The sequence below is a fragment of the Ferdinandcohnia sp. FSL W7-1320 genome, assembly GCF_038050315.1.
GTDB classification, from domain to species: domain Bacteria; phylum Bacillota; class Bacilli; order Bacillales; family Bacillaceae_L; genus Ferdinandcohnia; species Ferdinandcohnia aciditolerans.
In genome coordinates, this window is the sequence record NZ_JBBPAM010000001.1 from 4,323,948 (window position 1) to 4,342,703 (window position 18,756).

The window sequence follows — 18,756 nt, forward strand, 5'->3', positions numbered from 1 at the left end:
CATGGAGGTGAATGAAATGGAGTATTCAATTACAAGAGATTATATTCGTTTGGGAAATTCACGATCCGGGCAAAAGATTTCAAAGGTGAGATTTATCGTAAGTCATGATACAGGGAATCCTGGGTCTACTGCTTATGGAAATCGAAATTATTTTGACCGTTCACAGCCAAGTGCTTCTGCACACACTTTCATTGATGATAAATACGTTTTAGAAATAATCCCCCTCAACGAAAAAGCATGGCATGTTCGTTACAATATTACGGCTGACAATCAGCGTTTTGGTGATAATGCAAATGACGCAGCAATTGGTGTAGAGCTTTGCCATGGAGGGAAAATTAATTTCCAAGAGGCATATAATCGATATGTGTGGTACCATGCTTATTTGTGTGACAAATTTAATTTAGATCCAAAAAAACATATTGTGGCACATAGCACATTAGACCCTTCTAGAAGATCAGATCCACAAAATGCATTGCGCCCACATGGCGTTTCTTGGGAAGAATTTATTCATGATGTACAAGAGTCATTTAATCGTGATTTTAAGGGTGTACCTACTAGCAATCCGAAGCCTGTCGTTGCAGGAGTATCAACGCGGTTGCCAATTCGAAGAGGAAATACAGGTCCATTCGTAAAGGAAATTCAAGAAGACTTAATTAAAGCTGGTTATTCAATGTCTCCATATGGTGCTGATGGAAGCTTCGGCCCTGCAACCGAAAATGCAGTCATGCGCTTCCAAAAACGATATGGGCTAGCTGTGGATGGGCTAGTTGGGCCAGCCACATTAAGAAAGCTTGAAGAAGTCATTAAACAGAACAATTCTACCGACGACGAGTTTCCACTCCCTAATGGAGTTTGGAAACGTGGTGACAAAGGTGAAGAAGTTCGTATGATCCAACGTGCTTTAAAGCATATTAACTTTGATCCTAAAATGATTGATGGCAGTTATGGTCCATTAACGGAAGATGCAGTTAGAAGATTTCAATCGATGTATGCTGCTTTAAAAGACGATGGGATATATGGACCAAATACTAAGAAATATATTCAGATGGAATTAAATGATATGTAACCCACTGGCTTCAGTGGGTTTTTATTTGTTGGATATCGTTATTTTTTCGTAAATTGAGCTATCAGCCATAAGCGATGGGCTAACGGCCAAAAAAACAAATTAACAGCCATAAAATCTAATTAACAGCCATAAACAGTTTGCTATCAGCCATAAACCAAGAGATTTTACCGTTGATTGATCTCTTTCCAAACCTCTTCATATACTTTTTTCAATGGAATGCCATTTTCTTCTGCAATCCGGCGGCAATCTTCATATTCTGGAGACTTTTGAACGGATTCCCCTTCGAAAACCCCTTCTTTCACGGTAATTTTGCCCCATTTTGTGATAACTTCCGTAAAAGTTCGTTCAAGTCGATGAACGGATAGTGGGTAATACCGTAATCCAAGCGTCGTTGTTTCCGAAAACAAAATAGCTTTCATTTTGTCTAATTTGCCTTTGGCGCAAAGAAGCTGTAGAAGGACAGCTGGTCTGTTTTTCTTCATATAAATAGGAGTATAATAAACGTCATTTGCTCCAGCATCAAATAATAAATCCATGACATAGCCTAACCATTCACCAGACATATTATCGAGGTTTACCTCGAGCTTGATCATCTCGCTGTCGATATGCTCATGATTTGGAGGAAGTTTTTTTTCCATAATTCCCTACCCTTTCCTGCAAAAATAGACTATCGCTAGTATAACATTAGGCGATAAAAATAGCCCGCCAATTGGCGAGCTATCCATTCGTGTTTTTTAAAACTCAAAGTAGTCTTTTGCGTTTTGGTAGCAGATTCCTTTTACGACATCTCCTAGTAAATCCATGTCGTTTGGAACTTCTCCGTCTTCAACCCATTCTCCAATTAAGTTACACACTAAACGACGGAAATACTCGTGTCTAGTGTAAGATAGGAAGCTTCTAGAGTCAGTAAGCATACCGATGAAACGGCTGAATAAGCCAAGGTTCGCTAATGCTTTCATTTGCTCGAGCATTCCTTCTTTTTGATCATTGAACCACCAAGCAGTTCCGAATTGCATTTTACCTGGTTTTCCTCCGCCTTGGAAGTTACCAATTGTTGTACCAAGGATGTAGTTATCGTTTGGATTTAAAGAGTAAAGAATGGTTTTTGGTAGAGCATCTTCTGTATCTAGTGCATCTAGTAATTGGTTTAATGGACGTGCTAGTTCACCATCATTGATGCTATCATAACCAGTGTCTGCTCCTAATTTTCCAAACATTCTTGTGTTGTTGTTACGTAACGCATGAATATGTAATTGCATCGCCCAGTCGCGTTTTGCATATTCTTTCCCTAAGAAAACGAGTGTGTAGGATTTATACTTAATTTCATCCTCAATTGAAACTTTTTCACCTTTGATTGCTTTTTCAAATGACGCTGCAGCTTCTTCTTTTGTTGTATGCTCATACATCATTGTGTTAATAGCATGGTCAGATACTCGGCCACCAAGTGAATGGAAGAATTCAATTCTGTTCTCTAGCGCAGTTAAGAAATCATCATAATTTGAAATCCCAACACCAGATACTTCACTTAGTTTTTTCACCCAACTAACAAAAGTGTCTTGGTTGATTTCTAAACCTTTGTCTGGTCGGAAGCTTGGTAATACTTTTACATCAAAGCTTGAATCTTCAGCAATAAGCTTGTGATATTCTAATGAGTCTGTTGGATCGTCAGTCGTACAAACGACTTCTACATTTGATTTTTTAATGAGGTCTCTTGCACCGAATCCTTCTCCGGTTAACTTGCTATTTACATTTTCCCAAATAGCAGGAGCAGATTTTTCGTTTAAGATTTCATGTACATCAAAGAAACGTTGAAGTTCTAAATGAGTCCAGTTGAACAATGGGTTTCCAATTGTCATTGGAACTGTTTTTGCCCAAGCAACAAATTTATCATAATCAGAAGCATTTCCTGTTACGTACTCTTCTTCAATACCATTTGCTCTCATTGCTCTCCACTTATAGTGGTCGCCATATAGCCATGCTTCGGTAATATTTTTGAAAGTTTTGTTTTCATAAATTTCTTGTGGGCTTAAGTGGCAGTGATAATCAATGATTGGCATGTCCTTTGCAAAGTTATTGTACAAAGCTACCGCAGTGTCGTTTGACAACAAGAATGTTTCATCCATAAATTTTTTCATTTTTGTCCACCTGCTTTTTTAAATTTTACTTACTTATAGTAACCCAATAGTGGGGAGATAATCAATTAATGCCTTTGCGTTTTTACCTTAATATTAAAGTTCCAACGGCAAAGGGGTATCTAAAAAGACACCCCATTTTTTTATTCTATTAGTAGATCTGGTAAGAATAGTGAAAACTGTGGAACGAATGTAACTAAAAGTAAGGTTACAATCATCGCTAAATAGAATGGTGCCATTCCCTTGAGTGTTTTCTCTATTGGTATTTGTCCAATTGCACAACCTACAAAGAGACAGGTTCCTACTGGTGGTGTAATTAAGCCAATTGCTAGGTTTAAAATGAGCACTACACCAAACTGTACTGGATCCATGCCAGCTGCAGTAGCAACAGGTAATAAAATAGGAGTCGCAATTAAGATAAGTGGAGCCATGTCCATAAACATACCAAGAACTAGTAAAATTAAGTTGATAAGCAATAATGTTACAATGTCATTAGGCGAGAATGCAAGAAGTCCCTCTGTAACCATTGCTGGAACTTTTAATAATGCTAAAAGCCATCCAAACGCTGATGATGAAGCGATTAAGAATAGTACCATTGCTAATGTTTTAGATGTTCTTACTAAGATAATACGCATTCTTGAAAGCGGAATATCACGATAAACGAAGAATGTAATAATAAATGCATATACTACACCAATCGCAGCTGACTCAGTAGCTGTGAAGATACCACTTACAATACCACCGATGATGATAACAGCCGTTAAAAGACCTAATAAACCTTCGCGAATAATTTTTGGAATCTCTTCTCTTTTAACAGGTTCACCTTTTGGATAGTTACGTTTTACCGCAATAATATATGTTACAACCATTAGAATTAATCCTAATAAGATACCTGGTACAATTCCACCCATAAATAAAGCGCCTACAGAAACTCCACCTGCAGCAGTAGAATAAATAATCATGTTATGACTTGGTGGGATCATAACCCCTTGTGCTGCACTGGAAATTGTTACGTTTACAGCATAATCTGAATCATATTTTGCCTTTTTCATCATTGGAATTAAAACAGATCCGATTGAAGATACGTCTGCAACTGCAGACCCTGAAATTCCGCCGAAGAATGTACTTGCCAATACGTTAACCATGGCTAGTCCACCACGAACCTTACCAATCATAACGTTAGCTAAGTTAATTAAGCGTCTAGAAATACCGCCTTCATTCATTATTTCTCCTGCTAAAATAAAGAAAGGAATCGCAAGGAGTGAGAATGAATTAAGTCCGCCTACCATACGTTGTACTAATGCTGCTAAATCTATATCCATATAAATTCCTGTTAAAAATGATGACACTATTAAACTTAGTGCAACAGGAACGCGTATAAGTAGTAGAAGAACAAAGCTTCCTAATAATACTAATACTTCCATTTATAACTCACTCCTCTATCTGTTCATCCCATTCTTGGTGCATACCCTTTTTAAACAATAGCTCGATGCCGTAAATTAGCATTAAAATTCCTGAAACAGGGATTGCTGCGTATAAAACACTTTGCGGTAACCCAGTTCCTGCCATTGTGGATTCGCCCATCAATGTTGTAAACCTAATTCCGTAAACAATAAATATAATGGCAACAATAATTACTAAAATTTTTGCGATAATATCACATAATGTTTGGACCTTTTTTGGAAATAACGCAACTAATGCACCTACACCAATATGGAGTTTATCTCTGAAACCAACAGCGATTCCGATGAAACTTACCCACACTAGTAGTAGCATTGACACCTCCGAGGACCAACGGGGAGTATAGCTGAAAAAATATCTTGTAAAAACTGTTGCAGCAACAATAACGGTCATTAATGCTATGAAAATAACATTTATATTGTCAATCCCGTTATCAAACATACTTTTGATTTTTTTAAACCGTTCCATTTAACTAGCCTCCTTAAAGCAAACCCGATGATTGTCGAGCCTCAGATGAAAGCAAAGCAGTAGTTGCATAATACTTTCTGTATTCGTTAAAAAACTAACGAAGCTTTTCATTACCTTTTTAACTAACCCAAACACATCATTTTCCGTGTTAGAAAATTTATATTCTTTGCTTTCAACAAATGAAGTCATACTAAACTATATGAGGGGCACCCCTCCCTCAAGACCATCATCTTAAGGGAGAATTTGCCACCAAAAGCTTGATAGATAATTATTCTACCGCTTCGATTTTTTCAATATTTTCTTTGTATGCGCCACCATGTTTGTCATAAACAGGTTGTACAGCTTCACGCCATGGAGTAGTATCTGTAATTTCAACTACTTCATTACCTGCAGCTTCTACTTTTTCTTTTGCTTCATTTTCTAGATCTGCCCAAGCAGTTTTTTGAGCTTCTTGTGATTCCATTGCAGCTTCTTTGATTGCTTTTTGATGTTCTTCACTTAAATCGTTCCATACCTTAGAAGAAATCATTAAAATTTCAGGAACGCGTGAGTGAGCATCTAAAGTAAAGTATTTTGCAACTTCATAGTGATTTACTGAATAGTAACTTGGATAGTTGTTTTCAGCACCATCGATAACACCTGTTTGAAGACCAGAATATACCTCTTCGTACGCCATTGGAGTTGCAGATGCACCAAGTGATTCTACCATGTCTACTACTAGAGCAGATTGTTGAACACGAATCTTAAGACCCTTTAAATCTTCTGGCTTTTCAACTGGGTGTTTTGAGTTATAGAAGTTACGGCTACCAGAATCATAGAATACTAGACCTCTCATATTCGCTTCTTCCATACCAGCTAATAAATCCTCACCGATTTCACCATTTAATACACTCCACATATGGTCTGCATCTCTAAATAGGTAAGGCATTGAAAGAACACCTAAATCTTTAGAGAATTCAGCAAGTGGACTTGCATTAACACGTGCAAAGTCGATTGTACCTAATTGAACTTGCTCGATAACGCTCTTCTCGTCTCCAAGCTGGCCACCCGCGTACACTTCAACTTTAACTTGTCCATTAGTTTTCTCTTCTACTAATTTCGCAAACTCTTTATCCCCTACAACTGTTGGATAATCCTCAGGTTGGTTGTCTGCTAATTTTAAAACGATAGGATCTTTTGCATCGCCATCTCCACCGCCACTAGTTTTAGTAGCTGAATCATCTCCTCCGCCACAAGCTGCTAATAAGCCTGCAAGCATAAAGGACATAGATAGAACTGCTAAGCCTTTTTTCTTCATAAAAAGCTTCCCCCTCTGGTGTGTTTTATTTTTGGTTTCAAAGTCTATAATACTTAACTTCCCATATGAAACGCTTTCATATGTTATGAAAAAAAATCGAAAGCAACTGGCAATCGCTTTCATTTGTGTTATAGACTTCAGCAAAATAACAACGTTGTTATTTCTACTACATCATAAATTAAATTATTGTAGTTTTCAAGTCTTTTTTTGTCGAATTCTAAATATACAGTTTTGTAAACGTTGACAATATAGTGGAAACCTGTGAAAATATTAGATAAATAAGCTATAAATTTGTTAAAAAAATAATAACGTTGTTAAATGAAATTTACATGAACAACATATTAAAATAAAAAAATAATCTATAGGTGACTTCTATGAATATTACGATTAAGGATATTGCACGGGTAGCTGGTGTTAGTTACTCTACTGTTTCAAAAGCGTTGAACGATAGCCCACTAGTTAAACCGGATACAAAGACAAAGATTATGAAAATTGCCAAGGAGTTAGGATATAAACCTAATTTTGCTGCACAAAGCCTTGTTTCTAAACAAACAAAAGTAATTGGATTGATTTGGCCGACTCTAGAACGGATTGCTCCGTCTACATTGGTTACTAGAATCAATGAGGAAATTAAATCAAACTCCTATTCTATGATATTATCAATTGATTGTATTGAGGATTCGCTTGAGTTGTTCAAACGGTATCAAGTAGATGGGGTTCTTGTGTTTGATGAACATAACCATAGTATTTTAGATACGGTTTCAATTCCAATAGTGACTTACGGTGTTGGAAGAAACAAAAAACATACTGTGATTGATGTCAGCTATCAAAGGGCCATGAAAATGTCTGTTGAATATTTATATAATCTTGGGCATAGAAACATCGCTTATCTTGGCGATTTCTCACCTATCGATGATCGACAATTAGAAAAATACTACGGCATAAAAAAAGCAATGAATAGCCTAAATCTCCCGATTACAAATGAAAATTTAGTAAACACGGCAGGACTTAATTGGTATGATGGATATTTAGCAACTAAGCGTTTGTTGAACTCTCCTAATAGACCTACTGCAATTATTGGTTCAAGTTATGATATTAGCGCAGGAATTGTTCGCGCACTTCGTGAGGCGAACTTAATTATCCCAAAGGATATTTCCGTTATGAGTTACGATAATATCTCACAAATGGGAAATCTGGAAATTCCATTAACGAGTATCGGGGTCCCCGTGGATGAAATTGCTTGTAATATGGTTGAAACTCTAATAACTCAAATAAAAACGAAGGATACAACACCTATTCTTAAACAATTAAACCCGAGAATAAATGAACGGGTCTCGTGTGCTCAGGCTGGAATACTACTATGAGATGGCTAGGATGATTGTCTAGCCATTGTTTATTTTTACAACAAGGAGAAAATCATGATTGTTCTATATAGTCTATTGTTTTTGTTTTATTTTTTAAGTTTAATAGTTGATTCTTTATGGGTTACGACAGGAATGGGAATGCTATCCATTCTTGCGTGGCTTTTTTCTATTAAAGGATCTTCTCTATTATTCAGGGTTATTAGTATTCTTTTTGTAGGGATTGGTATTCTAGTATTTTTCCTTGAAGGTAGGGAAATTACAGAGTTACCATTGTATGCTACATCCATGGTTCCCTTATTAGCTATCTTTTATGTTCTGCCTTTTATCAACTCGATAATTATCGTGGGACGATACGATCAGCAAGTTAGTAAACTTTTAAAAGTCCGTATTCAAAATATGGGGCAGTTATTTGGTCGAACATCAATGGTTACCTTTTTATTGGGAGGTTTTCTTAACCTTGCAACCCTTCCACTCGTTAAGGCAGTTATCCTGAAAAATATTTCTCATATGGCAGAAAATCTTCGAAATAAATTTATTTCACGTGCAATGCTAAGGGGATATGTTTTTAGTATTATCATTTCGCCCATGGAGTTGTTAGTTATTTTAACTGTCGAATCGACTCATCTTCCATACTTAACGGTCATACCATGGTTATTACTTTTTACATTTATTTTAATTCTATTAAATTGGTTGATAGGCTATTTGTCCTTTAAAAAATATGAACTTACAGAAGAAGGTCAGGAGATTGAGGGTGAGGCCGCAAAAAGACAAATGAAACGAAAGGTCATATCACTTGTCTTCTACCTTGCCTTGTTTATGGTTGCGATATTGAGTGTGAATCGCATTTTGGATATGGGGTTTCTACAAACGATTGCAATTGTAATTGTCCCCTTCTCATTTTTTTGGGCCATTTCGATTAAACGCTTGAAGTCATATATAACATTTGCTATTCCGTTATGGAAAAGGCGCACGATTAGTTTAAAAGATAATTTGGTCCTCTTTTTAGGGGTTGGTTTTTTCACAGGAAATTTAGGTGATTCGGGCTTTATCGATTATTTACAGGAGCCTTTTACACATTTAAGCCAGTATCCAGTATTCTTGTTTCTGTTCATACAAGTGTTATTTCTTGGGCTTGCTTTAACTGGGTTTCATCCGCTAGTGACATTGACTATTCTTATTGCAATTGTTGATCCTGTTTTGGAGATGGTTAATCCGTTAAGTTTGAGTTTAGTCATGATTACTTCTGCGCTTTCGACTACGATTGCCGGTCCTTTTAATGTGTCTGTTTCGATTACGGGTGATTTATTGCATGTCAATTCATATAAGGTATCTCTTTGGAATTTAGGATTTGCCTTTCTGTTTAGTGGTGTCGGTACAATCATGGCGTTATGTTTGTTATAAACAAAGGCTGTTTTCGCAAACTTTGTTGTTTTTACCAATGATTTCCGCTTCAGGTGGACGCTTTCCGCGGGCGTGGATTGAGCCTCCTCAACGAAATGTGGAGGCGGCTTGCACAGAAACGAGAAAATTGGCCGTCAACAACGCCACGTCCTGTGGCATTGTCGGCACTAGCACATCCTGTGCGTCGGAGACTCCGATAAAGAGGCGTATTTTGCCTCTGAAGGAGGAGTTGAAATTTCTCGAGTTTCTAGCCGCTACAACTGAACAGGTCCCTACTGCTTCTGCGGGGTCTCAATTCTCACGCTTTTCCCGCTGGACATTGAATTTGCTTCTTTGAAATAACCCACGCACGAAGAAAATGTGAATACATTTTCGAGGAGTCGCCACCTTACGCTCCAATCTACTAGGTTTACACATTATATCTAAAAACAACAAACATATAGAAAAGAGCCTAAACAAACAACCCTACCTTTGGTTAGAATCAACCTGAGGTAGGGCTGTTTGTTGATTATTCTACCGCTTCAATTCTATCAATCCATTCTTTGTATGCTCCACCATGCTTATCATAGACAGGCTGTACCGCTTCACGCCAAGGTGCAGTATCTGTAATTTCAGTAACCTCATTTCCTGCTGCTTCAACCTTTTCTCTCGCTTTTTCAACCAAAGCAGCCCAAGAATCGATTTGAACCTTTTGAGATTCCATCGCAGCTTCTTTCAATGCTTTTTGGTCTTCTGCGCTTAACTCACCCCATACTTTCTTTGAAATCATAAGAATCTCTGGTACACGGGAATGTCCATCCAATGTAAAGTATTTTGCAACTTCATAGTGATTTACTGAGTAGTAGCTTGGATAGTTATTCTCCGCACCATCAATAACGCCTGTTTGAAGAGCTGAATATACTTCTTCATAAGCCATTGGTGTTGCTGATGCACCTAATGCTTCAACCATATCTACTACAAGGGCTGATTGTTGAACACGAATCTTGAGTCCTTTTAAATCTTCTGGCTTTTCGACTGGATGTTTAGAGTTATAAAAATTACGGCTACCAGAATCGTAGAATACTAGTCCTCTCATATTTGCTTCTTCCATCCCAACTAGAAGCTCCTCACCAATTTCTCCATTAAGGACATTCCACATATGATCAGCACCCCTAAATAAATAAGGCATAGATAGAACACCTAAATCTTTAGAGAACTCAGCAAGTGGACTTGCATTTACACGTGCAAAATCAATTGTTCCTAATTGAACCTGCTCAATTACGCTTTTTTCATCACCCAGCTGTCCACCTGAATATACTTCAACTTTAATTCTGCCACCTGTTTTTTCTTCTACTAGTTTCGCAAACTCCTTATCTCCAACGACTGTTGGGTAATCATCTGGTTGATTGTCTGCTAAACGAAACACAATCGGATCTTTCTCTTTTTCATCGCTGCCATTGTTCCCCGGAGCACTAGTCTGCTCCTTATCTGTTCCTCCGCCACTACAAGCAGCTAATACTCCTGCAAGTACGAAGGAAATGGACAGAAATGCTAACCATTTTTTCCTCATCGAAATGTTCCCCCTCTATTAATTATTTTCTCGGCCCACAGTTGTTGACAACGCTTACATTTTGTAGACCTTCAAACAACTTCATCTTATGATAAAGCCAACTGGTTTTCAAGTATTTTATTGAATATTCAAAATTATAAAATTAAAATATAAAGTGCCTCAGAAAATGAGACACTTTGATCATACGATATGGGTCACAAAGACGTAGCCACAGGAAGAGGCATTCTTAGTCTTTAATCTATAAAAGATTATAGTTTTACAGGTCTTCCTTCTCTTGCTGATTGGTAAATAGCCATTATCAATTCAAGTGATCTTTTGGCCTCTTCGCCGGTTACTAATGGTTTACGATTTTCTAATATCGCTTGTACAATATCTGTGTATTGTTTAACAAAAGATTTGTTTGTTTTTACAATATTGGATGACACGTCATTTTCTATATTGTTTTGTTTGTTCTCGTATTCCAAACCACTCTTGAATTTCCACTCTTTAACATGGTCATTCTCAATGATAACACTTCCGTCTGTGCCGAAAATATCAAGTGTTGTTGAAAAACCAGGATAGGCAGTCGTATTCCCTTCAATTAGCCCAAGTGCACCTGATTTAAATTTAACCGTTGCTACACCGATGTCTTCAACTTCAATGCGCTCATGAGCACGTGTAGCTGTATAGGCATAAACCTCATCAACTGGACCCATTATGTAAAGAAGGAGGTCAATATAATGGATTGACTGATTGATTAATGCGCCACCACCATCTAATTCCCACGTCCCACGCCATGCACCACTATCATAGTATTCCTGTGAACGATAGATGGTTGTACGAGCAGCTCCAAAATTTAATTGACCAAACTCGCCTTCGTTTAAGACTTTTTTAACATCTAAAACGGCTTCATCAAAACGATGTTGAAAAATACAACTTAGTGTAACATTTGCTTCTTTACATGCTTCAATGAGTTGATTCGTTTTTTCTATTGTAGTATCAATTGGTTTTTCTACAACGACATGCTTTCCTGCTTTTGCAGCATCAATTCCTAATTGAGCATGAGTACCACTCGGTGTAACGATGACAACCATATCAATTCCTGCATTTGTTAAGAATTCCTGGTAGTCTGTGTAGGCCTTTAAATTGTATGTATCTGCTAGTTTTTGAACCGTTTCTTTATTGCGCGAGTATATGGCAACAAGTTCAGCACTGTTTACTTCTTGAATGCTTTTAATATGTGTATTGGCTATGCTACCGGATCCGACTACTCCAATTTTTATGGTATTTGACATGTAAATTCCCCCATCTCCGTAAACGTTATCATCTTTATTATAAAAGTACTTTTTCTTTTTTACCAATTTAAAAAAGGACAAACTGGTGCTGTTCGTCCGATTATCGTTTCGTTTTCTTGTTTGAAATTGGTTTTCTTTTTTGGGGAGCAGAGGTTTTCTTTTCTTGCGCGTCTACAATTTCTCCCTTGTAAAAGTCCTTCTTGGTGAATGAAATTCCTAGCTCGTGTCCCATTTTTTTCAAGAAGCTTTCTTCACGAGCATTTACGATCGAAATGACAACACCCTTTTTCCCCATTCGTCCGGTACGTCCCGAACGGTGGACATATTGACTGTTTGTTTTCGGAAAGTCAAAATGAATGACATAGGTGACATCTTGAATATCAAGCCCTCTTGCCGCAACGTCTGTTGTTAATAATAGAGGAATTTTTCCTGCCCGGAAGTTTTTCAACGATTGCTGTCGTTCTTGTTTTTTTGCTTCTCCGGCAAGAACGGCGACATCAATATGGTTATACGTTAACTTCGCTTCAATTTCCTCTACTTTATCAAGACTTTTTATAAAAGCAATGGCCTTGTCTGGCTCTGTGTACATAATTTTTCGTAACACATCTATTTTATCCCGCTGCTCACAAAGAAAATAAATGTGGGTGGTGTTTTCCTGATTAATTGTTTGCTGAACTCGAATGATTTCAGCATTGTTCATCAAGGACTTCGCAGTTTTTTCCGTTTGCTCGGAAATAGTTGCTGAGAAAAAGAGAATTTGTCGATCCCGTAAAGTTGATTTGATAATACTTTGGATATTAGAAAGATGTTCATTTGAAACGAGTTGGTCTGCTTCATCGACAATTACCGTCGTAACCTCATGCATTTTCATTTTTTTCATTTTGATGAGTTCCATAATACGGCCTGTCGTTCCTATCACTATCTGCGGGCGTTCCTTTATTTTCTCAACCTGCTTTTTAATGTTTGCACCGCCAATGAAAGACGCGCTTACGATATTTGTGCCTTGCGTCCACTTTTTTACTTCATCCGATATCTGCATGACAAGCTCCCGTGATGGAGCAAGTACGACAATTTGGATTCCGTTCTTTGTTTCGTCGAGCTTTTGTATCGCTGGAAGCAAGTATGAAAGTGTTTTTCCGGTTCCGGTCGGGGATTCGCATATCACATCTTTCCCCTCTACTATTGCAGGGATGGCTTTTTCTTGTATGGCTGTTGGTGTTTCAAAACCTGACTTATCCCAGTTTTTCTGTATAACAGGTTTCATTTCTTCTAATTGAGACCATTTTGACATTTTTATGTACCTTCCTTATCAAGTTCACTTTATTTGACTATTGTTTATTCTAACTATCTTTTGGGTAAAGTGCAAAAACAACTTGGTTAGGAAAATTGTGTTTGGGTGGATTAGTTCTTTGAGGACTATCTTTTAAAGGATTTCCATATTTACCAATGTTATGTTTGGGGAGATTGGCATGGCTTTCGCCCCAAACATAACATTGTTCTATCAAATCTTTATGACTTCTTTTATTTTTGCAGATGGGTCTTGTGTGAATGTTCCTGTGTATTCAACAACGTCAATTTCGCAGTCGGGGCCGATGTTGATATTTTTCCCTCTAACCATTTTTGCCTTTGTATATTCAATTTCAATTTCATCTGCCTCGATTATTTCTGTATTCAAGGATACTGGGTAAACCGATTTAAACAGATTATTTAGGAAGCGAAAAATGCCTTTCTTAACCTTGATGCTTTGACCACCAATTTCTTTTGCGCTGCATTCACCAGCAATCGAGATGTCGATTACATCTGCATTTAATAATCCTCCGATTTTGAAACCACCTTCTCCCTTGAATTCTTCAGCCTCACAATCCTCTCCTATTGTTGCATTTCCTCTAATTTTTATTTCTTCCCCTTTTAAGCTGCCACCGATTCTACCTTTGCCGGATATTGCAATTTTATTCACTTTTACATTACCACGTATGCCACCAGTACCATCTATTGTAAAACGATCAAAGTCAATGGATCCTTCAATGTCTCCACTTCCATTGATTTTCCCGTGTTCCCCTTTAACGTTCCCAACCACTCTGCCAGTACCATTTATCGAAAAATCATAACAATCCACATCACCATGTACAGTACCTTTTCCGTTAATTAATACTTTTTTAAAAGTGCCACCGCCAGATGAACCCATACCGTTAATCACTAAATTCCCTTTATTTTCAATGTTTACCATACTTTAACCTCCGTCTATAGTAATTTTGTTCGTAGTTCTTCGATTTCATCTGCATATGCCAGATTCACAATTAGCTTCGTTCCTTGTTCAATAACCAAATTTGTAGTACTTGGTACAATTAAACATGTTGAAACACCGAGTTTACGAGCGATAATTAATTCACCATAGCTTTGCTTTTCTTTTGCAAAGTAATCGTTTGAAACTTGGATCACCATTTTTGCTTCATCAAGACTAATGTCACCAGATTGCAGAAGCTTTTCAACGATGTAAACGACTAATATTCCTTCAAAATGAAACTGTTCAGGACTTTCCTTACTGTGTTCTAGGTATAGATTAATTGTTGTTTCAGAAGCGAGACCTCTATTGACCAATTCCTTTTTACTGAGGTTTAATTCGCCAACACTTGGGGAGAACATTTCTGCTAATTCATCGAGAGATAGGTTTTCCTTCATTTTTTGAATCTTATCAATACGCTCAAGGATCCTTTCTTTCGGAAAAAAGGTTTCTTGTCCTGTAAAGGTTGATTTTCGGATAAACCAGTCTTCAGGTATTAAATCTTTCCGCTTCCATCTATAGAGCTGCCCATAAGAAATGCCCGTTACTTCAAGTAATTCCTTCTTCGATAATAATTCTTCACTCATTTCTAAACGGCTCCTTTCTACAAAAACAGTGTAACATAACACTGTTACGTTAATCAAGAAAAAATTCAAAAAAATCCCATTTGGGACGAGGGACCTGTCCCCCTGACCCAGCACCACAAAAAAAGCTGAATCGCGTGATTGCGATTCAGCTTAGGTTTGTTTTTTATCGTGCTAGCCAGCCACCGTCAACTGCTAGTGTGTGGCCGTTTACGTAATTAGATGCATTGCTTGCTAGGAAGACGACTGTTCCCATTAGGTCAGCAGGAGTTGCCCAGCGTGCTGCAGGAATACGTGATAAGATTTCTGCATTCCGTTTCTCATCTGCACGGATTTGTGTCGTGTTGTTAGTTGCTACATATCCAGGTGCAATGGCATTTGTTTGAATTCCGTATTCAGCAAGTTCATTTGCAAATGACTTTGTAAGTCCATGAACAGCGTGTTTACTTGCTGTATAAGGAGGAACAAATTTTCCACCTTGGTATGAAAGCATTGAAGCGACGTTAATGATTTTTCCGCTCTTTTGCTCTACCATTACTTTTGCAGCTTCTTGACTCAAGAAGTATAGAGAGTTTAAGTTCAGATCAATAACAGCATCCCAGTCCTCTTCTTTATATTCAAGGATTGGAGAACGACGAATTGTACCAGCATTGTTTACTAAAATATCAACTTTTCCAAATGCTTTTACACATTCCGCAACTACTGCTTTTGCATTTTCACGTTTGGATAAATCCGTTTGGAAAAATTCGACACGACGACCTTCTTTTTCAATTAATTCTCTCGTTTCGTCCCAGCTAGTGCCATGTGTAGTAATGAACAGGTCTGCTCCAGCTTTTGCTAATGCAACTGCAAAGCCTTGACCTAGTCCAGTAGCACCACCAGTTACGATTGCAACCTTTCCTGTCAATGAGAAAAAGTCTAGTGAGAAATCAGACAATTGTGTTGTCATTTTAAAAGTCCTCCAATTCCTTATCGTAAGTCTTCCATTGCTACAACATCCATGTCAGTGTACGTGATGTTTTCTCCACACATACCCCAGATGAATGTATAGTTGCTTGTTGCAGTTCCAGTATGAATAGACCAGCTTGGTGAAATTGCACACTGTTCGTTTTTCATTACAAGATGTCTTGTTTCATTTGGTTGACCCATGAAGTGGAATACACGAGTTTCCGGTTCCATATCAAAGTATAGGTAAACTTCCATTCTACGCTCATGTGTATGACATGGCATTGTGTTCCAAACGCTTCCTGGAGCAAGCATGGTTAGACCCATTTGAAGTTGGTTACTTTCACATACATTTGGATGTACATATTGATAGATTTTACGTTCGTTCAGTGTTCCAGGCTCGCCTGTTTCGAATGGTTTAATTTCATTAATATCGATTTTTACAGTTGGATACTTGTGGTGTGCTGGTGCTGAATTGATATAAAACTTCGCTGGATTGTTAGGATCCTTAGAAGTGAATAACACTTCCTTCGTTCCTTTGCCTACGTATAATCCATCTTGACGAACCATGTTGTATTCTTCACCATCAAGAATAACCATTCCCTCGCCACCGATGTTAATAATTCCTAGTTCACGGCGCTCTAAGAAATACTCTACTCCAAGCTCTTTATTAAGCGTTATTGTTAATTCTTTGTCAGTAGGAGTAACTCCACCAAAGATCATTCGGTCATTATGTGTATATGTTAACTTTACTTGTCCAGGCTCGAAAATGGTTTCCACCAAAAATTGTTTTCTTAACTCATCTGTATTAAATCTTTTGATTTCCTCCGGATGATTTGCATAACGTGTTTCCATTTTTGTTTCCATTTCATATTCCTCCTAAAAGTAATATTTATATATTTGAATATCTTATCGGACAATTTTTCCTGACGCATTTTCAGCAAATGCTGTGATATCCTCTTCCGAAAAGACATTACAATCTCCATGTACAGTGTGCTTCAGTGCTGAAGCTGCAGTTCCAAAATTGACAATTTGCTGTGGGTCATTTCCTTCTAGAATTCCAAATATTACACCCGAAGCAAAGGCATCTCCGCCTCCAACTCGGTCTACAATTTGGTCGATGTTATGCACCCTTGATTGGTACAACTCCCCGTTATTAAAGAAATTCCCTTGTAATGTATTATGTGAAGCAGAAAGTACTTCTCTAAAAGTAGAAAATAAGTATTTTATATTTGGATACTTTTCAGTTATCTTTTTATAATAAAATGATAGTTTTTCAGAATGATCCAAACTTGGGTCTGCTTCTTCAATGCCTAATAAGTTAAGCGCATCCAATTCTCCACAAGAACATATATCTACATATGGTAAAAATGGTTGGATTCCACGTGAAGCTTCCTCAAGACTCCATAACTTCGCACGGTAATTAAAATCAAAGCTTGTTGTGACTCCTAATTCTTTTGCAGTTTTTAATCCCCGTAAAGTTAGTTCCTGTAAGTCTGGCGAAAGGGCTGGTGTGATACCAGATACATGGAAAAGGTCTGCATCTTTTAAAATTTCTTCAAAATTTATTTCATCCGTTGAAAGCTGTGCAAAGCTAGAAGCTTTTCGGTCATACGTGACTTGTGCACTTCGTTCGCCTACTCCAGTTTCCAAGTAATATGTACCTAGGCGTTCTCCACCTTTTAAAAGGTAATCGGTATGAACACCAAATGAATGTAAATGTCGCTCATATGCTTGACCAAGTGGATTGTTTGGTACTTTACCAACAAAATAGACATCATAGCCAAAACGTGAAAGGGACGCACTTACATTTGCTTCCGCCCCACCATAATGCATTGTCAACTGATCGGCTTGGAAAAGACGTTCACCTAAGTTAGTTGATAAGCGAAGCAAGGGTTCACCAAATGTAACAATCTTCTTTTTCATAGTTTATTCCCCTCTTGCTTCTCTAACTTTCGCAACATACTGCGCTGCGTATTCTGTTATTTTTGCGTAATCACCTGTTTTTGCAGGGGCAACCAAATTCCCACCTACACCGACAGCCACACATCCATTTTTAATCCATTGATCAATGTTATCTAGGCTAACGCCACCTGTAGGCATGATATTCACCTGTGGTAATGGAGCCTTAACCGCTTTCACAAAATCCGGACCAAAAGCATTTCCTGGAAAGAGTTTAATAATGTCAGCACCGGATTCAAGTGCACGCTTCATTTCAGTAATGGTCATACAACCTGGCATATACGGAATTTGATACAAGTTACATAGTTTAGCAGTTTCTTCATCGAAACTTGGGCTTACAACGAATTCTGCTCCTGCTAAGATTGCAATTCGTGCAGTTGTTGCATCAAGTACTGTTCCAGCACCAATCACAACTTCACTATTTTTGTAGATGGAAGCTAGTTCTTTAATAACCTCATCAGCACCGTCAACTGTGAATGTCACCTCGATTCCGATGATCCCACCCTCTACACAGCTTTTTGAGATTTTAACCGCTTCTTCTTTTGTGTCTGCTCGTACAACTGCGACCACGCCGCAATCTGCGATTTTTGAGAGTACATTTATTTTTTTCATAGTTGCCTCCAAAATCTCTTAGACTATTTCCTATTTGGAAATTTGTTTTATTATATGGAAACTTACAAAGCAATTATATATAATAGTGAAAGGGATTTCAACCAATAGATTGAATGTTTTTAGAAATTTAACAATAATTGAGATTCAAAAAGGAGGATGAAGAGGATCACGTCGACTAAGACACCACTTCCTGTGGCATTGTCGACACTAGCACGTCCTGTGCGTCGAAATTTCGAGGTGGCGAGCCCGAGTACTGGAGCAGGGAATCTGTTTGAGTTCCCCCCCTTTCAGCATTGCGCTGATGTATTGACTTCGTGTATAAACTAAGAGACAAGAACCGCATAACATAGTTGTTCATGA

General features: G+C 37.8%; 17 protein-coding genes and 1 pseudogene. 4 read left to right on the forward strand and 14 right to left on the reverse strand.

Annotation, left to right across the window (positions count from 1 at the left end; translation table 11 throughout):
• Window positions 1–16: 16 nt before the first annotated feature.
• Together NST91_RS21120 and NST91_RS21125 are read left to right on the forward strand one after the other, a co-directional pair.
• A pseudogene (locus NST91_RS21120) lies at window positions 17–529 on the forward strand (peptidoglycan recognition protein family protein); the annotation flags it as partial.
• Between the two features lie 66 nt (window positions 530–595).
• The gene (locus NST91_RS21125; protein ID WP_341333579.1) at window positions 596–1,066 is read left to right on the forward strand and encodes a peptidoglycan-binding domain-containing protein; all 471 of its coding nucleotides are present in this window, start codon (window positions 596–598) and stop codon (window positions 1,064–1,066) included.
• 164 nt (window positions 1,067–1,230) lie between these two features.
• Here NST91_RS21125 and larC2 read toward each other — a convergent pair whose 3' ends face one another.
• The 5 genes from larC2 to NST91_RS21150 form a co-directional block, all read right to left on the reverse strand.
• Complete coding sequence (gene larC2 / locus NST91_RS21130) at window positions 1,231–1,704, reverse strand: nickel pincer cofactor biosynthesis protein LarC2 (protein ID WP_341332701.1); 474 nt, start codon at window positions 1,702–1,704, stop codon at window positions 1,231–1,233.
• Between the two features lie 96 nt (window positions 1,705–1,800).
• Window positions 1,801–3,201 carry a glucuronate isomerase gene (gene uxaC, locus NST91_RS21135; protein WP_341332702.1) on the reverse strand — a complete coding sequence of 467 codons (1,401 nt, stop codon included), beginning with the start codon at window positions 3,199–3,201 and terminating at the stop codon, window positions 1,801–1,803.
• Window positions 3,202–3,341: 140 nt separating this feature from the next.
• On the reverse strand, window positions 3,342–4,622 hold the full coding sequence (locus NST91_RS21140; RefSeq protein WP_341332703.1) for a TRAP transporter large permease: 1,281 nt from the start codon (window positions 4,620–4,622) through the stop codon (window positions 3,342–3,344).
• A gap of 7 nt (window positions 4,623–4,629) precedes the next feature.
• Window positions 4,630–5,127, reverse strand: coding sequence for a TRAP transporter small permease (locus NST91_RS21145; RefSeq protein ID WP_341332704.1), 498 nt, complete (start codon window positions 5,125–5,127; stop codon window positions 4,630–4,632).
• A 268-nt stretch (window positions 5,128–5,395) separates the two neighbouring features.
• Window positions 5,396–6,424 carry a TRAP transporter substrate-binding protein gene (locus NST91_RS21150; RefSeq protein WP_341332705.1) on the reverse strand — a complete coding sequence of 343 codons (1,029 nt, stop codon included), beginning with the start codon at window positions 6,422–6,424 and terminating at the stop codon, window positions 5,396–5,398.
• Between the two features lie 374 nt (window positions 6,425–6,798).
• Between NST91_RS21150 and NST91_RS21155 the strand changes: the two genes are divergently transcribed.
• Both NST91_RS21155 and NST91_RS21160 read left to right on the forward strand, forming a co-directional pair.
• Complete coding sequence (locus NST91_RS21155; RefSeq protein ID WP_341332706.1) at window positions 6,799–7,788, forward strand: LacI family DNA-binding transcriptional regulator; 990 nt, start codon at window positions 6,799–6,801, stop codon at window positions 7,786–7,788.
• A 54-nt stretch (window positions 7,789–7,842) separates the two neighbouring features.
• The gene (locus tag NST91_RS21160; protein ID WP_341332707.1) at window positions 7,843–9,189 is read left to right on the forward strand and encodes a hypothetical protein; all 1,347 of its coding nucleotides are present in this window, start codon (window positions 7,843–7,845) and stop codon (window positions 9,187–9,189) included.
• A 508-nt stretch (window positions 9,190–9,697) separates the two neighbouring features.
• Here NST91_RS21160 and NST91_RS21165 read toward each other — a convergent pair.
• The 9 genes from NST91_RS21165 to NST91_RS21205 all read right to left on the reverse strand — a co-directional run bounded on the left by NST91_RS21165 (window position 9,698) and on the right by NST91_RS21205 (window position 18,396).
• Entirely contained in the window at window positions 9,698–10,738 is a 1,041-nt protein-coding gene (locus tag NST91_RS21165; RefSeq protein ID WP_341332708.1) for a TRAP transporter substrate-binding protein, read from the reverse strand.
• Window positions 10,739–10,986: 248 nt separating this feature from the next.
• Entirely contained in the window at window positions 10,987–12,012 is a 1,026-nt protein-coding gene (locus tag NST91_RS21170) for a Gfo/Idh/MocA family protein (protein WP_341332709.1), read from the reverse strand.
• A 100-nt stretch (window positions 12,013–12,112) separates the two neighbouring features.
• Complete coding sequence (locus NST91_RS21175) at window positions 12,113–13,303, reverse strand: DEAD/DEAH box helicase (protein WP_341332710.1); 1,191 nt, start codon at window positions 13,301–13,303, stop codon at window positions 12,113–12,115.
• Window positions 13,304–13,513: 210 nt separating this feature from the next.
• Window positions 13,514–14,239, reverse strand: a complete 726-nt coding sequence (locus tag NST91_RS21180) for a polymer-forming cytoskeletal protein (RefSeq protein WP_341332711.1) — start codon at window positions 14,237–14,239, stop codon at window positions 13,514–13,516.
• A 14-nt stretch (window positions 14,240–14,253) separates the two neighbouring features.
• On the reverse strand, window positions 14,254–14,880 hold the full coding sequence (locus NST91_RS21185; RefSeq protein WP_121448930.1) for a DUF4004 family protein: 627 nt from the start codon (window positions 14,878–14,880) through the stop codon (window positions 14,254–14,256).
• Between the two features lie 163 nt (window positions 14,881–15,043).
• Window positions 15,044–15,826 carry a 2-dehydro-3-deoxy-D-gluconate 5-dehydrogenase KduD gene (kduD, locus tag NST91_RS21190; protein WP_341332712.1) on the reverse strand — a complete coding sequence of 261 codons (783 nt, stop codon included), beginning with the start codon at window positions 15,824–15,826 and terminating at the stop codon, window positions 15,044–15,046.
• Between the two features lie 20 nt (window positions 15,827–15,846).
• A complete protein-coding gene (kduI, locus tag NST91_RS21195; protein WP_121448943.1) occupies window positions 15,847–16,677 on the reverse strand; it encodes a 5-dehydro-4-deoxy-D-glucuronate isomerase in 831 nt (276 codons plus the stop codon).
• A 54-nt stretch (window positions 16,678–16,731) separates the two neighbouring features.
• Window positions 16,732–17,748 (reverse strand): PfkB family carbohydrate kinase, encoded by a 1,017-nt coding sequence (locus NST91_RS21200; RefSeq protein ID WP_341332713.1) that lies wholly within the window; start codon window positions 17,746–17,748, stop codon window positions 16,732–16,734.
• A gap of 3 nt (window positions 17,749–17,751) precedes the next feature.
• Complete coding sequence (locus NST91_RS21205; protein WP_341332714.1) at window positions 17,752–18,396, reverse strand: bifunctional 4-hydroxy-2-oxoglutarate aldolase/2-dehydro-3-deoxy-phosphogluconate aldolase; 645 nt, start codon at window positions 18,394–18,396, stop codon at window positions 17,752–17,754.
• Window positions 18,397–18,756: the final 360 nt, after the last annotated feature.

Coding starts and splice junctions, on each gene's coding strand:
- larC2 (WP_341332701.1), bottom strand. CDS start 1,704: ATGGAAAAAAAACTTCCTCCAAATCATGAGCATATCGACAGCGAGATG.
- uxaC (WP_341332702.1), bottom strand. CDS start 3,201: ATGAAAAAATTTATGGATGAAACATTCTTGTTGTCAAACGACACTGCG.
- NST91_RS21140 (WP_341332703.1), bottom strand. CDS start 4,622: ATGGAAGTATTAGTATTATTAGGAAGCTTTGTTCTTCTACTACTTATA.
- NST91_RS21145 (WP_341332704.1), bottom strand. CDS start 5,127: ATGGAACGGTTTAAAAAAATCAAAAGTATGTTTGATAACGGGATTGAC.
- NST91_RS21150 (WP_341332705.1), bottom strand. CDS start 6,424: ATGAAGAAAAAAGGCTTAGCAGTTCTATCTATGTCCTTTATGCTTGCA.
- NST91_RS21155 (WP_341332706.1), top strand. CDS start 6,799: ATGAATATTACGATTAAGGATATTGCACGGGTAGCTGGTGTTAGTTAC.
- NST91_RS21160 (WP_341332707.1), top strand. CDS start 7,843: ATGATTGTTCTATATAGTCTATTGTTTTTGTTTTATTTTTTAAGTTTA.
- NST91_RS21165 (WP_341332708.1), bottom strand. CDS start 10,738: ATGAGGAAAAAATGGTTAGCATTTCTGTCCATTTCCTTCGTACTTGCA.
- NST91_RS21170 (WP_341332709.1), bottom strand. CDS start 12,012: ATGTCAAATACCATAAAAATTGGAGTAGTCGGATCCGGTAGCATAGCC.
- NST91_RS21175 (WP_341332710.1), bottom strand. CDS start 13,303: ATGTCAAAATGGTCTCAATTAGAAGAAATGAAACCTGTTATACAGAAA.
- NST91_RS21180 (WP_341332711.1), bottom strand. CDS start 14,239: ATGGTAAACATTGAAAATAAAGGGAATTTAGTGATTAACGGTATGGGT.
- NST91_RS21185 (WP_121448930.1), bottom strand. CDS start 14,880: ATGAGTGAAGAATTATTATCGAAGAAGGAATTACTTGAAGTAACGGGC.
- kduD (WP_341332712.1), bottom strand. CDS start 15,826: ATGACAACACAATTGTCTGATTTCTCACTAGACTTTTTCTCATTGACA.
- kduI (WP_121448943.1), bottom strand. CDS start 16,677: ATGGAAACACGTTATGCAAATCATCCGGAGGAAATCAAAAGATTTAAT.
- NST91_RS21200 (WP_341332713.1), bottom strand. CDS start 17,748: ATGAAAAAGAAGATTGTTACATTTGGTGAACCCTTGCTTCGCTTATCA.
- NST91_RS21205 (WP_341332714.1), bottom strand. CDS start 18,396: ATGAAAAAAATAAATGTACTCTCAAAAATCGCAGATTGCGGCGTGGTC.